Source organism: Thermoplasmata archaeon (genome assembly GCA_036395115.1).
In the GTDB taxonomy this organism is placed as follows: Archaea; Thermoplasmatota; Thermoplasmata; order RBG-16-68-12; family RBG-16-68-12; genus RBG-16-68-12.
In genome coordinates, this window is record DASWDU010000038.1 from 1 (window position 1) to 14,040 (window position 14,040).

The following is a 14,040-nucleotide window of genomic DNA, read 5'->3' on the forward strand; positions in this document are numbered from 1 at the left end:
GAAGTTCCAGACGAGCGCCTGAGCCGAGGTGAAGTCCGGGGAGCTCGGCTCGTTCCCGTCGGCGAGGTTGTCCCCGTTGAGGTCGATGAACCACGAGTGCTTGACGGAGGTGGAGTCCGTCGAGATGAGCGTGAGATTCACGATGTCTCCGCGATGCACCGTTACGGACGGCCCCGGGTTGGAGAGCGAAGTGCTCGTGAGCCCCCAGCCGCTCCCGGCGCTCCCGTAAAACGTCCAGTTCACCGGCCAAATTCCGGTCCGTGGCGGCACACTCTCTGGAACGATTTGTGCTCCGCCCGCGCCGGGCATGTCCGGGACGGCGGCCTGGAGAACCGCGGACGAAGCAAAGAGGACGATTGAGACGCCAACCGCGATCACCCCCAGCCACACCCGTACCATGCTGTCCCTCGGAGCTCCTGACGCCCTCACGGGACGACATGCAGAGTCGCGGTCATCGTGTAGTGATTGAGCCCGCAAAACTCCGCGCACCGGATCATGAAGTCACCGGGTTGCAGCGGCTTGAACCAGTAGAGATTCGTGTGTCCCGGGATGACGTCGACCTTCAGGTCGAAATCGATGAGGTAGAACGAGTGGGCGACGTCGAACGAGCGCAGGATGATCTTGACGACGAGTCCGGTCTTAATCGTGAAGGCTCCCGTCGTGTTGAGCGAGGTGAAGTTGCCCGTCGTGTTCAGCCACATCCCGCTCCGGACGTACGTGATGTTGAAGTTCCAATACCACTGGTGGGCGTTGATCTCCATGATCACGTCGGGATCCTGAGGGAGCGTGTCCGTCCTGACGAGGGTCTGGAACGCGGCGAAGCCGACGATCAACAGGATGACCGCGGGCACGACGGTCCACAGGGCCTCGAGGTTGCGGTCGTGCGTCTTCGGATTCGCCGGGCCGGTGGTATGGCCCGGCCGTACGCGGAACTTCAACACGGCATACGCGATCAGAGCGCTCACGAAGATCCCGATTCCAAGGGCGGGAATCAGGACAATCCAGAACAGCTCTTGCGTCGCGCCCTCTCCGCTCGACACGGGCGCCGCGCGCGCCGTCCCGCTCAGGAGCGACAGTGCGACAAGCAGGACTGATGCCAGGAGAACGAGGCGCCGAGGCACCGACATCGGCTGCCGAAAACCGCATTCCTCTAAAACCTTTTGCGGTGTACGTGCGAACGCCGCGAACTCGCGCGACGACGCTCACCGCGCACCAGGAGCCGTAGGAAAGGTTTTTGTCCGCTCCTGAAGTACGGGGACCCGCGGCCCGTCGAAGGAGGGCCACAGCCGGGGTTCGCCGATGGCCGGAGAGGTCGTCACGGGCTACCGCCATCGGAACGCGCCGGTGGGCGTGTTCCGCTGGCTCACGACGACGAATCATCACGAGATCGGCATCCTCTACCTTGCGAATTCGTTCCTCTTCTTCCTCATCGGCGGGATCCTCGCACTCCTGATGCGCACCGAGCTGGCGTATCCGGGCCCGACGATCGTGGACCCGTACACGTACACGGAACTGTTCACGATGCACGGCACCACGATGGTCTTCCTCGTGGCGATCCCGATCCTCGCGGGCTTCGGGAACCTGATGGTCCCTCCCCTCATCGGGGCGAAGGACATGGCGTTCCCGCGCATCAACGCGCTGAGCTTCTGGCTCATCCCCTCCGCCGGGGTGATCATGTGGCTCGGTGCGGCGAACATCGGATGGACGGGCTACACCCCGCTGAGCGTGTACGATCCGAGCAAAGGCGTCGACATGTGGATCGTCGGACTCCAGCTACTCGGCATCTCGTCGACCGCGGGCGCGATCAACTTCCTCGTGACGATCTTCCGCCATCGGGCTCCCGGCATCACGTTCCGGAACCTCTCGCTGTTCGTCTGGTCGATTCTCGTCACGCAGAGCCTCGTCCTCCTCGCGACGCCGGTCCTCGCGGCGGGCCTCTTCCTCCTCTTGCTCGACCGCCACGGCATCACGGCGTTCCTCTCGCCGACCATGGGCGGCGACCCGATCATGTGGCAGCACCTCTTCTGGTTCTACTCCCATCCCGCCGTGTACATCATGATCCTCCCGGCGATGGGCATTATCTCCGAGGTCATCCCGCGGATGAGCCACAAGCCGATCTTCGGGTACAAGGCGATCGCCCTCTCGACCGTCGCGATCGGATTCCTGTCGTTCGGCGTCTGGGTGCACCACATGTTCACGACCGGCATCTCGATCTCTGCCCGCCTGCCGTTCATGGTCATCACCCTCGCGATCGCCGTGCCGAGCGGAATCAAGATCTTCAACTGGATCGCGACGATGTGGGGCGGGGCGATCGAACTCAAGGCGCCGATGCTCTTCGCCGTCGGGTTCATCGCGATGTTCGTCATCGGCGGGATCAACGGGGTGTTCCAGGCGCCGATCTCGCTCGACTATCCGCTCCAGGATACCTACTGGGTCGTCGCCCACCTGCACTACGTCTTGTTCGGCGGTACGATCCTCGGCGTCTTCGCGGGTTTCTACTTCTGGTTCCCCCGGATGTCGCGGCGGATGTATTCGGAGCGCCTCGCCCGCTGGCACTTCGCCTTCACCCTCGTCGGCATGAACCTCGTCTTCTTCACGATGCACTTCCTCGGCCTCGAGGGCATGCCGCGGCGCGTCTACGACTACGACCCGGCGCTGTGGAGCCTGAACTGGTTCGCGACGATCGGGGCGTTCGTCGTCGCGTTCGGCCAGGTCCTCTTCGTCGCGAATGTGATCTGGACGTTCGTCGCCGGACCCGTGGCGGACGCGGACCCCTGGGGAGAGATCCCGGGGCAGCGGAACGAAGTGCGGGTCCCGGGCGTGCCGGTGTACGCGATGCCGATCCACGCCGCGGCGAACGGCGGGACGCGCGAGGACCCTAGCGGGGAAGCGGGACGTCCTCGAGTTCCCTGAGGATGTCGTCCGCGAGCCGGGAGGCGGTGTCGTAATCGCCGGACTCGAACGCCGCGCGCGCCTGCTTCAGCGCCTTCCGAATCTCGCTGACGTTCCGTCCGGTGTCGCGGGCCCGCTTCGCCGTCTCGAGGGCGCGGGTCATCCGCTCCAGGGCATCGGCGCGGGAGACCTTGGGCTTGTCGCCTCCCTCGTCTTCCTCCAAGAACTCGTGCCGGAGGGTTTCCGATGGGGGCGTGGGGGGAGTGGGAGCGCTCGTCGGAGGCCGCGGTGGCATCGCGACGACGGGAGGCGGGGGCGGCGCCTTCGTTTCGGGCTCGGTCGGCAGGTCGAGGCCCCCGGCTTCGAGGGCCGCGGCGAGGTACTTCTCGGCGTCGAGGAGGCTCTTCTCCTTCGTGGCGAGCATCTCCCGCTGCGACGCGAGTTCGGTCAGCTCCTGTCGTAGCATCGACTGCACCTCGACGAACGCATCGTGCTGCGCGTCGGACTCTTTCTGGCGGGCGAGCATCTCCTCGCTGATCTTGAGCAGTTCACGCTCGCGCGATTCCAACGCGTTGAGCCGCTCGTTCTGAAGCTTGATGAGCTCCTCATCGCGTTTCGCGAGCTTCCGGTCCCGCTCCGCGAGGCCTTTCTCCATCGTCGAAAGGCGATCGATCGTGTCGGCGAGGGCGCGTTCCCGCTGCGCGGAAAGCTCCTCTCGTTCCACGAGGGCTTGCATCTTCGACTCCGAGTCCCTGAGGTGCTCGGTCAGTTCCAGCTGGAGACGTCGGACCTGGTCTTCGCTCTCCTTGACCGTCTTCTCCCGGTCGTTCAGCGCACGAGCCCAGTCCTGGATCCGCTTCTCCTCCGAGCCGATCTTCTCCCGATCCAAGCGGGCCCCCGCGATGTCGCGTTCGGCGAGCGCGCGAGCGGCCTGCACCTCGCCCTTCTCCCGCTCAAACTCTTCCCGATCCGAGCGGAATCGGGCCACCTGGCCCTCGAGGTCGGCGCGCTGCGACTCGATCTCCGCCTTGACCGCCTCGAGTTCCCGTTGGCGGGCGTCGAGGGTGTTCTTGATCTCTTTGAACTTCGTGGCCGACGCTTTCACCGAGTCAAGCAAGGCCGGGGAGGGCTTTTCGCTCACCATGTTAAGTCACCGCCGGGAACCGCGACGGACTCCTTGGTGCATCCGACTCTATATAAGTCGTCCGTCCATATAATCGTTCATGAGAACGAATGGCATGGATCGCGATGCAACCGCCGTCATCGGAACGCACCGATTCGTTCGTCAGTGCGAGCGGTTGAGCGCCGCCCGCGCCTGACGTCGGGCCGGGCCCCGGCGCCCTCCATCGCCCTTTGTCAACGTGTCAGACAAACGAAAGACACTTATATGCGTGGCTGTCGTACGCATGTCTGCCTCCTTCCTTACGAGGGACGCGACGAAGGGATGGAACATGCCAGCACTCAAAGAGATTTCGTTCGAGTACGCGCGGCAGATCGCGACGGTCAAGGGACTCCAGCCGAGCAAGGTGAAGGGCACGAACACGCTGCGGTTCACGAAGGGCAGCAGCGAGAAACTCCAGGTCATCTCCTGGGATGAGTTCGAGACGACCGCCAGCAACCGCAACCTCGCGGTGTACGAGAGCGGCGGCTGGATGAAGTTGATGCGGAAGCAGTAATCGACGCCGGCCTCCTCGCCACGACCATGGTGGATTTGGCGTTCGGCGCCACCGCCATGGCCTCGATCTTCGCGATCGTCGACCCGCTCGGAGTCGTCCCGTTCTTCTCCGTCTTGACGGAAGGGATGAACCCGGCCGAGAAGCAGGACATCGTGTCGAAGGCGTGCCTCACCGCGACCCTCACGCTCGGTGTCTTCGCGATCTTCGGCCAGTGGATCTTCGCCGTCTTCGGTTTCACGATCCCCGCGTTCAAGATCGCGGGCGGTATCCTCCTCTTCGGCGTGGCGCTCGAGATGCTCCACGGGGAGCGATCGCGATCGCGGCTCACGCCGCAAGAACGGGAGGAGACCCTCGAGCGGGAGGAAGTCGCCGTGGTCCCCCTCGGGATCCCGCTACTCGCCGGGCCCGGCGCCATCACGACCGTCATGATTTACATGGCCCATCCGGTAGCGGACCCCGCGGACAAGCTGTTCGTCTTCGTCGGCATCCTGGTGTCCGTGCTCTCGGCGTTCCTGCTCCTGCATAACGCGGACCGAATCTTCCGGCGGATCGGGCGCACCGGGACGCGCGCCGTCGGCCGTGTGATGGGGCTCCTGCTCGCGGCAATCGCGGTCCAGTTCATCATCGACGGCGCGTTCGACATCGCTCGGTTGCACGGCCTTCCCGTCAGCTGAGGCGGCCCCCAATGGCCTTTTATCCGGGCCTCCGCATGGGGTCGGCATGAGCGTCGAGGCGAAGGTCCTCGCGCGGATCCGGCCCTCGGCGGAAGAGGAGGCGCGCATCGAGCGGGCCGTGAAGGGCCTCGTCGAGCGGCTCACGAGCCTCCTTCGTTCGAACGGGTGGACGGCGACGCCGTTCCTCGCGGGATCCGTCGCAAAGGGGACCCACCTCACGGGGACCGAGATCGACGTCTTCGTCGCGTTCCCGCCGGACTTGCCCCGCTCCGATTTGGAATCGCGCGGCCTCGCCCTCGGCAAGATCCTCGAGCGAGGAGAACACCGCTACGCGGAGCATCCGTACACCCGCGGCTGGCACGGGGGCTTCGAGGTCGAGATCGTGCCATGCTACCGGATCACGGATGCGACGCAACGGATGAGTGCGGTGGACCGGACGCCGCTCCACGTCGACTATGTCCTCGGCCGGATCAAGGAGGGCCAAGCGGACGAGATCCGGCTGCTGAAGGCCTGGGCAGAAGGCATCGGCGTGTACGGCGCGGAGGCGAAGGTCATGGGATTCAGCGGGTACCTCTGCGAGCTCCTCGTGCTGAAGTGCGGCACGTTCCATGGCGTGCTGGAGAACAGCCTCTCGTGGCGCAAGGGCGAGGTCCTCGAGCTCGATCGCGCGGCCGGCCGCGCGTTTACCGAGCCGCTGATCGTCGTCGACCCGGTCGATCCGAACCGAAACGTCGCGAGCGCGGTGTCGGTCGAGCAACTCGCGACGTTCGTCCACGGGGCCCGCGAGTACCTGCGGGCCCCGAGCGAGCGTTTCTTCTTCCCGCGTCCCGCGAAGCCGATGACGCTCCCGAAGCTCCGGGCGCTCGCGAAGATCCGTGGGAGCGGTCTCTTGGCGGTCCATCTCCCGTCGCCCGCGGTCACGGACGACGTCCTCTATCCGCAGCTGCGCAAGGCGCACCGAGCGTTCCTCGACCTCTTCCACCGGAACGGATTCCAAGTGTTCGACTCCCACTTCGACGTCGCGGGCAAGAATGCGGTGTTCCTGTTCGAGTTCGCCGTCGACACGTTGCCTCGCGCGTTGCGGCATGATGGCCCTCCCGTCTGGGTCAAGAACGCGAAGGATTTCCTGGATAAGTGGCGACGCAGCCCGAAGACCCTCGCAGGACCGTTCATCCAGGGAGAACGCTGGGCCGTCGACGTGAGCCGCGACGCCGTGACGGCCGGCGGGCTCGCGAAGAGCGCATGGCGGGCGCTGAGCCTCGGGAAAGACCTGGAGAAGGCGGCCAAGCGCTCCCTCCAGATACGGTCGGGGCCGGAGGCCGTGCGGGCCTCGAATGCGGACGCATGGAGCCGCCTGTTCGACAAGCGGTTTCCGTGGGAGCGGTGACGCGGTCAGAGATTACTGGGGGAGGACCACGACGCTCGCGCTCGTCGAGTGTCCCGCCCGGTCTGTTGCCACAATCGCAACCGTGTAACTCGACGCGGTGTTGTCGAACGTCACGTTGTACGTGCCGGCGGGATAGTCCTCGGGCCGGTGGTCCACGCACTGACTCTTCCCGGAGAGAAGAGTCCAGCTCACCTCGAAACCCGTCGTGGAAGCCGGGGTCACGTTGACGTGAAGCGAGGCAAGGCCCACGTTGTCCGTCGCTCGGAAGAGGACAATGATGGACGTGTTCGAAGGCGAGCCCATCGGCACGGCGACCTGGCTCCCTACGGGCACGTAGCACGGAAGGTCGCCCGTGTATCCCGCCGAGTACGGGCTCACGGAAATCCCCTGAACCGTGGGGTCCGTGAAGTCCCCGAACGGCGGGTTCAGGAGGATGATCCAGACCGCCAGCCAGCTGAAGAAGTAGGTGATGCCGTGGCCCGCCCAATCTTTCCGTTGGAACGCATCAATCTTGATGCCGAAGAGCGGGAGGATGAAATACAGACCGAATGCGACCGCGATGCCCGCGAAAAACGCGAGGGCGGGTGACACAGAGAAAAGAAGGAACGCGACGATGGCGCCGACGACGGCCCAAAGGATCGTCGCGACGGCGGCCCGCGCGCCTTGGATCTCCCGGCGCATGTAGCCAATCTCGTCGAACTCGGGCGCGACCCAGTCGGGTTCCTCCTCCTTCCGCTTCCGACGGGCCATAGGCCGCCGGAACAAGGGGCCCCTTCAAAAACCTTTGGCGCGAGCAGGCGAATTCTTCCGAGACCTGCGGTTGCTCTCGCGACCTCGACGGAGCACCGCGTGCCTGCCGAACTCCGAGGCTGCCTAGACCTTGCATGTGTCAGGCTGGCTTCTCCACAGGACGAAGCCGAGTCCAATGACGTCAAGACACTGCGCCACGACGAGGATCGCGTTCGGTGACGCGGACTTGGCGGGTGTTAGGCCCGCGATTAGATTCCATGTCAAGGCGGCCGCGGACGCGGAGAGGATGACCATCGCGCCGACGATCAGAGAATCGCGTAGCAGGTTCTCCGAGGCCATCGGCGACTCGCAACGCCTGCGGCCGAAGACCCTTCGCTCAGCGACCGCCTGGGACGATCGGCGGGATGCGCGAGCGAATCGTCTCCATCTCGATCGAGAACTGTCGGATCGTCACGAGCATCGCGCCGACGAGCACGCCTCCGACGAAGCCCGCGATTCCACCCGTGAGGACGCGCGCGAGCGGCGTCGACTCGTACGTGTAATACGGCCCCGAGAATAGTTGCGTGAAGCCGTCGACGGCCATCGGCAGCAAGCCAACGAACACGATCAGAGCCCCGGCTTGCTCGGATCCGATGCGGGCGAGCCGGCGCCGAAGGAACGACGGCATCGCGTTGACCATGACTTCCCCCGTCTTCGTCGACGGCCGGGCGAACATCGCCGCGAGCACGCCGAGGTTCGCGAAGACATACATCGACGTCATGCGCTGATCGATCGGCATCTGGTTGCCGTTGAGCCAGAAGGAGCGGTAGTAAAGTTGGTGGCACTGCGCGTCGCCGATCGTGTAGATGACGCGGGCGTAGAGCGGGAACGTCGCCCAGATGTCTTCGTGATCGACGATGTTCGCGCCGCCGACCAGCTTCTCCGGGGTCGAACCGGAGGGCATGGTGAACGGACAAATGAACAGGGAGGCAGTCCAGACGAGGTTGAGGATCAGGATGCCGAGAAGCGCTCTGCTCCACGTGAACCGCGCCCACACGCCGGAAGCCACGGCGGTTAGTAGGGCCAGCGGCAGATAAAGATTTACCGCGCGAGGGTCGCGCGTCACTTCGCGAATTTGGCGGGCGTCCGATCGAAGCTTGTCTTGCAACCAGCGGAACAGAAGTAGTACGTCTTGCCTTCGTACACGGATTGACGGGCTGCTCGATTCGGCGCCACCATCATTCCGCAGACGGGGTCTCGCTCCATCGCTGCCCGGAGGCGCCCGTCGCATGTGAAGGTTGCGGTGCGCCCCGACCTCGCCGAGCCAGTCGGTCTCCTCGACCGGCCCCGTGATCGGGAAGATCCTTCCGTTCGAATCGATCATCAACTTGGCGGCGGCCAGCTCAGTGGCTTCATCACATTCTACAGCGGATGGACGGACGGGCCCGCCATCCGACCTGAAATGAGGGTCATCGGAAGGACGAAACCCGACTCGCCGCGCACGCAAGATAGGAGCCGTTTCGGTCTGCCAGGCCTGTGTGCCCGCGTGCAAAGGACGAGCGCATACTTATAAAGCAGCCTACAAAGCAACATCTAAGAACACAAAGGCGGATAGGTATAGCGCATCGTGCCGGCCGAGACCCCAATGACCCCCAAAGGCAGCGTGACCCGGTCCGTCCGAATCGAAAAGGATGCGGACGAGCGGCTCCGGAAGCTCGCGGACCAAAGCGACACGAGCGTGAACACGCTCGTCAACCGGGCCCTGCGCAAGTTCGTCGAGTGGGACGCCTACGGGGAGAAGTTCGGGTTCGTCACGTTCCCCGGGATCATCCTCGTCAAGATGATGGAGCACCTGTCCGAGGAAGAGGCGAAGGAGCTCGGCATCTGGGCCGGCCGGAACCTGCTCAAGGAATACATCACGTTCTGGTTCAAGGAGATCACCCCGGAGACCCTGATCGAAGGCTTTCCGCGTCTTTTCGCGAAGTACGCGCGGGCGTTCGCCTACGAGGAGCACGTCGAAGACGATTACCGGGTGATCATCCTCAAACATAGCGGGGGGCCGCGCTGGTCGACGTTCTACCAAGAAGCCGCCGAGACCGCGTTCCGGGAACTCCTGAACCGCGACGTCCGCGTCGAGAAGTCGGAGAACCAAGTGGTCCTGCGGCTGCGGTGGGTCGAAAAGAGGATTAAGTGAGGGGACGTTGTCTGCCACATTAGGGTTTCAGGGGAGCATTAGCGATTGCCCCCGAGCACGAGCGTCACGCGCACGATTCGGATCGAACGGAACGTGGATGAGTTCCTCCGAAAGTTCGCGGAGCGCGAGGGGATCAGTGTTAACTTCCTCGTGAACAAGGCGATCCGGCGTCTCGTGGAGTGGGACGTCTACGCGGAGAAGTTCGGGATGGTCTCCATGCCGGAGTCGCTCCTCGTGAAGATAATGGAGCAGCTCACGGACGAGGAGGCGAAGAATCTCGGCCACTGGGTCGGGAAGAATCTGCTCCCGGAGTTCCTGACGTTCTGGTTCAGGGAAGTGAGCTTGCAGACGGTCGTCATGGGCTACTCCCGCCTGACGGCCCGTTATGCCCGCGCGTTCGAGTACGAGGAACGGTCGAAAGAGGGCCGGTGGACGATCGTCTTCAAGCACGGCGGCGGCGCGCGCTGGTCGGTGTACTACGAGGCGCTCGTGCGGACCGCGCTCGAGGGACTCATAAAAGGCGCGGAGATCCAGACGGAGATGACGGACGACCAGGTCATCGCACGGTTCGCGCTCGTGTAGCCGGACCTATCGACCTGACTTGCCTTTCGTCCCTGGCGACCTCGGGGCCCGTGGCGTTTCCGACGCCCGAGCGACCGACTGCCCGACGCTGTCGAGGGCCTTCCGCTCGATCGCCTCGGCGAGCCAAGACATCGTTTCCCGCAGCCCGAAGCATACGCGGTCGATGTCCGCGCTGCCCGTGTCGACTTTGACGTGCCGGGCGACGAGCATCGCCTTGATCACGGGAGCGTTCGTCGGTCCGAAGAATTCCTCGAAGGCCTTCCAGTACGCCGCCTGAAAGTACTTGTCGTTCTTTACTCCGAGTCGACTCGCGAGATGCACGCCGGCACGTCTCCCACCGATCGGCGGGCTATTTCGGGGTGATGTGTGGTACTTTCACGGAAATTCCTCGGTTCCCAATCTCTACGGGGAGGAGCCCCATCTGGTGGTTCGTCCCCCGCATCTTGGTGATCTCGATGTAGCGGACCCGCGCGTCCCCGGTGACCGCGACGAGGGAGAAGTGGATGACGCCGTCGGCGATGAACTCTTGGATCCCTACCGACGACAGCAGGTCCGTGTGCGCCGTCTCGGTGATCATCAAGGTCGTGCAGCCCGCGCCCCCGACGATCTTCCCGAGGAGCATGTGGGTGAAGATGCGAAGGTCGCCGCTCCGCTCGAACGCCTGCGTCATCGCGGTGAACGAATCGATGACGAGGCGGACGACGCCGTATTCGTCGATGTTCCGCACGATCTCGTCCCAGATCGCCGGCATCCCCTCCGTCGTCAGCGTCGGCATCTCGAGGAACCGGAACAATCCCTGTTCCTCGAGCGGTTGGATGTCGAAGCCGAGCCGCAGCATGTTGCGCACGTACGCCTTGCGTCCTTCGAGCATCGACACATACATGCCCGGCTCTTGCCGTTCCTTCGCGCCGTAGTACAGGAACTGCGATCCGAAAATCGTCTTCCCGGTCCCCGGCCGCCCGGCCAAGCTGATGAGACTCCCCGCGGGGAAGCCGCCCTCGAGCATCTCATCGAAGCCAGGGATGCCCGTCACGACCCGGGCGTCGGCATCCAGCGCGGCCCGGCTCGCGACCTTCGCGCACATCACCGCGCCTCCCGAGTCCGTTCTCGCAGAGATTGCATCAAGGTCTCGAACATGTCTGCGCGGGACCCAGGATGGCGGGCGCGCAACCGCGAAGTCGGGACTGCGACGACCTCCGGCTTGCCATTGTTCGCGAGGTCAATGTCCTCGAGAGGGATCAGCTCGAACTCCGGGTAGCCGTGGCCGAAGGTGAACTGGAGGCCGTAGAACCCGGTACGCGGCTTGACGCCGTACAGGACGAGCGTGCCCCAGCGCTGCGTCAGGACGAGGTGGATCTGCGAGATGTTCGCCACCCGCTGCGTCAGCTGAAGGTTCGGACGCGCAAGGATCGATTGAATGTCCTTGTTCACGGCGGCCCGGGCCGCGACCGTCGCGAGGAAGTTCATGACGCCCTGTTGTCCGTAGAAGTTCTCGACCGTATCGAGGGCCATGAGCATCCAGATGGTCTTGCCTTGGGCCTTGTACGCGCTGTACGTGTCGAGCCACTTCTCGAAGTCTTCCCTCGGGTTCAGGGAGAACTTGATCGCCACCGGATCCTCGACGCGGTCCGTCGTGAAGACGCGCATGTTCGTGTCGTAGACGTCCTCCGGCATGAATTGCGTCGCGAAGAGACGCGCCCGCGTCGGATCGTAGTCGCTGTACGGGAACGCCATGACGGCGTTGTTCGTCGCCAGGACGTTCAGCAGGGCGGTGAGCGGCACGTAGATCTGGCCCTCGAAGGGGACCTCGCCGCGGATCTCCAAGAGGACGGTCGAGCCGCGCGGGACGCCGCCGCCCAGGAGTGCGTCGATGTCCCGGCTGCCGGTGGACATGTGCGTCGGCGAGTTCTCGAGAGGCCGAAACATCGAGGTCCGCTCGGGTAACGTGAATGTGAATGGCTCCAGGTACCGGAGGCGTCCTCCCGCGAGGGTGAACGGATACCGCTCCTGGCGGATCGGGATGCCGCGGAGCTTCCGGACCTCCAGCTCCCGCGCCCGTCGATCGTCGATCACCTGGTGGTGCAACACGATGATCGCGTCGGCGAGCTGGTCGAGCGTCGTGTCTGTCTCGGGATGCTCGCTCACGAGGATCATCCGCGCACGCGTGGTCTCGAGGATCGGCATGAGGGACTGCTCGACCTTCAACCGCGTCTCCTGAGGCACGTAGTCGGCGAGGCCTTCCCAGGAGTCGAGGACGACGAGGGGCGACTCCATGCTCGACAGGAGCCGATGCAGCCCCGAGACGACGTTGTGCGAGACGACGAACTGGGTCGGGTCGAATTCGAGGGTCGTGGAGAAGTGGACGGTCGGCAGGGCGGCGAGTTTCGAGAAGAGGGCGTGTTGGAAGACGAGTTTGTCGGGATACGACCGGGTCGAAATGTGGACCGTGTCGCCGTCGCCCTGCAGGCGGGCCATCAGCTCGAGCGCCGCGGTCGTCTTGCCCGTGCCGGTCTCGCCCTTGACGAGGACGAGGAGGCTAGGTCGCTTGAGGAGAAGCTCCAATTCCCTCGGCAGCGGCATGTCGACATCTGCCTCTACTCCAACGTGAACCATACCCGAACCCGTCCGCCCTCGAACCGCGCATATTATCGGTCGACGGCTTATCTTCATAGTGTGGTCGGTTGTGTGCATTTGTGTTCATAGCCCCACCTGAAGAGCGAAATCCCGCCGGCTCTCCGGCCGCGGGCCGGGGTCTGCGCCAGATCTCCCGTGCACGCAGAGGGTCGCACGTCGGGTGGACATGCGACGGCCTTGAGGACGTTCAGGCGGTGCGCAGGAAATCCGTGACCACGTACAGGGCGAAGAGGGCGAAGAGAGGCGCCGCAACCAGATCGAGCGCCCGGCGGACGGAAGCGCGGAGATGGACCTCGAAGACGTGGCGGACGAGGAGCAGGACGATGAGCACGAAGGCGATCGCCGCGCTCGCGCCCCGCCAAAGCTCCCACGTGTCCGCCGTGGCGGGGACCATGCGCGGTCGGGTAATAAACGAACGACGCACCTTGCCACCGCGTTCAAAGCGCGGGACGGAACCGCTTCAGCGTCATCGAGTTCATGACGACGGACACGGAGCTGAAGCCCATCGCGGCTCCAGCGAGGATCGGGCTCAGGACGACCTTCACGCCGAGCAGCGCACCGGTCGCGAGGATACCCGCCGCCAAGGGAATCAGGGCCGTGTTGTAGAAGAACGCCCAAAAGAGGTTCTGGCGGATCTTGCCCACGGTTCGACGGCTCAGCTGGATCGACGCGACGACGTCCCGGAGATCGTCCTTGATCAGCACGATCCCGCCCGCCTCCATGGCGACATCCGTGCCGCTCCCCAGGGCAATTCCAACGTCCGCCTCGGCGAGGGCCGGCGCGTCGTTGATCCCGTCCCCGACCATCGCGACGACCTGGCCCTGGGCTTGCAGCTCTTTGATCTTGTCCGCCTTCTGGGCCGGGAGGACTTCCGCGATCACGCGATCGACACCCGCCTGCCGGGCGATCGCCTCCGCGGTCCGTCGGTGGTCCCCCGTCAGCATGATGACCTCGATCCCCATGGCCTTGAGCGCGCGGACCGCCTCGAACGCGTGGTCCTTCAGGGTGTCCGCCACCGCGATGACGCCCGCGAGTTGGTTGTCGACGGCCAGGAGCATCGCGGTCTTGCCCTCCGCTTCGAGGCGTCCCAGCGCCGCCTCCGCGGCCACGGTCGAGATGCCCGTGTCCGCCATAACCGCGCGATTCCCGAGGAGGATCGGATGACCGAACACCGCGGCGTGGACCCCTCGGCCCGGGATTGCTTCGAACGCATCGGGCTCGTCGACCGGCACGGCTCGTTCGGAGGCCCCGCGGACGATGGCCGCGCCTAAG

18 protein-coding genes are annotated in these 14,040 nt (G+C 64.6%); 6 read left to right on the forward strand and 12 right to left on the reverse strand.

The window, feature by feature from the left end:
• On the reverse strand, window positions 1–399 hold a 399-nt coding region (locus VF992_09550; GenBank protein ID HEX9341390.1), incomplete at its 3' end, for a hypothetical protein.
• 26 nt (window positions 400–425) lie between these two features.
• Complete coding sequence (locus VF992_09555; protein HEX9341391.1) at window positions 426–1,127, reverse strand: cytochrome c oxidase subunit II; 702 nt, start codon at window positions 1,125–1,127, stop codon at window positions 426–428.
• Between the two features lie 172 nt (window positions 1,128–1,299).
• Here VF992_09555 and VF992_09560 point away from each other — a divergent pair, with 172 nt between their 5' ends.
• Entirely contained in the window at window positions 1,300–2,913 is a 1,614-nt protein-coding gene (locus VF992_09560) for a cbb3-type cytochrome c oxidase subunit I (protein HEX9341392.1), read from the forward strand.
• Here VF992_09560 and VF992_09565 read toward each other — a convergent pair.
• Complete coding sequence (locus tag VF992_09565) at window positions 2,879–3,997, reverse strand: hypothetical protein (GenBank protein HEX9341393.1); 1,119 nt, start codon at window positions 3,995–3,997, stop codon at window positions 2,879–2,881. The genes VF992_09560 and VF992_09565 overlap by 35 nt on opposite strands.
• Before the next feature lie 301 nt (window positions 3,998–4,298).
• On the opposite strand from VF992_09565, the gene VF992_09570 reads away from it, so the two are divergent.
• The 3 genes from VF992_09570 to cca are packed head-to-tail and all read left to right on the forward strand — an operon-like array spanning window position 4,299 to window position 6,629.
• Window positions 4,299–4,568, forward strand: a complete 270-nt coding sequence (locus VF992_09570) for a hypothetical protein (protein ID HEX9341394.1) — start codon at window positions 4,299–4,301, stop codon at window positions 4,566–4,568.
• Between the two features lie 26 nt (window positions 4,569–4,594).
• The gene (locus VF992_09575) at window positions 4,595–5,242 is read left to right on the forward strand and encodes a MarC family protein (protein ID HEX9341395.1); all 648 of its coding nucleotides are present in this window, start codon (window positions 4,595–4,597) and stop codon (window positions 5,240–5,242) included.
• 46 nt (window positions 5,243–5,288) lie between these two features.
• A complete protein-coding gene (gene cca / locus VF992_09580) occupies window positions 5,289–6,629 on the forward strand; it encodes a CCA tRNA nucleotidyltransferase (protein HEX9341396.1) in 1,341 nt (446 codons plus the stop codon).
• 12 nt (window positions 6,630–6,641) lie between these two features.
• Here cca and VF992_09585 read toward each other — a convergent pair whose 3' ends face one another.
• From VF992_09585 to VF992_09600, 4 genes are all read right to left on the reverse strand, one after another.
• Window positions 6,642–7,379, reverse strand: coding sequence for a hypothetical protein (locus VF992_09585; protein ID HEX9341397.1), 738 nt, complete (start codon window positions 7,377–7,379; stop codon window positions 6,642–6,644).
• A gap of 123 nt (window positions 7,380–7,502) precedes the next feature.
• On the reverse strand, window positions 7,503–7,718 hold the full coding sequence (locus VF992_09590; GenBank protein HEX9341398.1) for a hypothetical protein: 216 nt from the start codon (window positions 7,716–7,718) through the stop codon (window positions 7,503–7,505).
• 37 nt (window positions 7,719–7,755) lie between these two features.
• A complete protein-coding gene (locus VF992_09595) occupies window positions 7,756–8,427 on the reverse strand; it encodes a DUF2085 domain-containing protein (GenBank protein HEX9341399.1) in 672 nt (223 codons plus the stop codon).
• 53 nt (window positions 8,428–8,480) lie between these two features.
• Entirely contained in the window at window positions 8,481–8,624 is a 144-nt protein-coding gene (locus VF992_09600) for a YHS domain-containing protein (GenBank protein HEX9341400.1), read from the reverse strand.
• A 361-nt stretch (window positions 8,625–8,985) separates the two neighbouring features.
• Between VF992_09600 and VF992_09605 the strand changes: the two genes are divergently transcribed.
• Window positions 8,986–9,552, forward strand: coding sequence for a hypothetical protein (locus tag VF992_09605; protein HEX9341401.1), 567 nt, complete (start codon window positions 8,986–8,988; stop codon window positions 9,550–9,552).
• Window positions 9,553–9,597: 45 nt separating this feature from the next.
• On the forward strand, window positions 9,598–10,134 hold the full coding sequence (locus tag VF992_09610) for a hypothetical protein (protein HEX9341402.1): 537 nt from the start codon (window positions 9,598–9,600) through the stop codon (window positions 10,132–10,134).
• Between the two features lie 6 nt (window positions 10,135–10,140).
• Here the strand turns inward: VF992_09610 and VF992_09615 are convergent, their stop codons facing one another.
• The 5 genes from VF992_09615 to VF992_09635 form a co-directional block, all read right to left on the reverse strand.
• Complete coding sequence (locus VF992_09615; protein HEX9341403.1) at window positions 10,141–10,455, reverse strand: hypothetical protein; 315 nt, start codon at window positions 10,453–10,455, stop codon at window positions 10,141–10,143.
• Between the two features lie 28 nt (window positions 10,456–10,483).
• A complete protein-coding gene (locus tag VF992_09620; GenBank protein ID HEX9341404.1) occupies window positions 10,484–11,218 on the reverse strand; it encodes an ATPase domain-containing protein in 735 nt (244 codons plus the stop codon).
• Complete coding sequence (locus VF992_09625) at window positions 11,218–12,714, reverse strand: ATPase domain-containing protein (GenBank protein HEX9341405.1); 1,497 nt, start codon at window positions 12,712–12,714, stop codon at window positions 11,218–11,220. Before VF992_09625 ends, VF992_09620 begins: the two co-directional genes overlap by 1 nt.
• A 241-nt stretch (window positions 12,715–12,955) precedes the next feature.
• Window positions 12,956–13,162 (reverse strand): hypothetical protein, encoded by a 207-nt coding sequence (locus VF992_09630; GenBank protein ID HEX9341406.1) that lies wholly within the window; start codon window positions 13,160–13,162, stop codon window positions 12,956–12,958.
• 43 nt (window positions 13,163–13,205) lie between these two features.
• Window positions 13,206–14,040 (reverse strand): HAD-IC family P-type ATPase (locus tag VF992_09635; GenBank protein ID HEX9341407.1); only part of this gene is annotated, 835 nt, incomplete at its 5' end.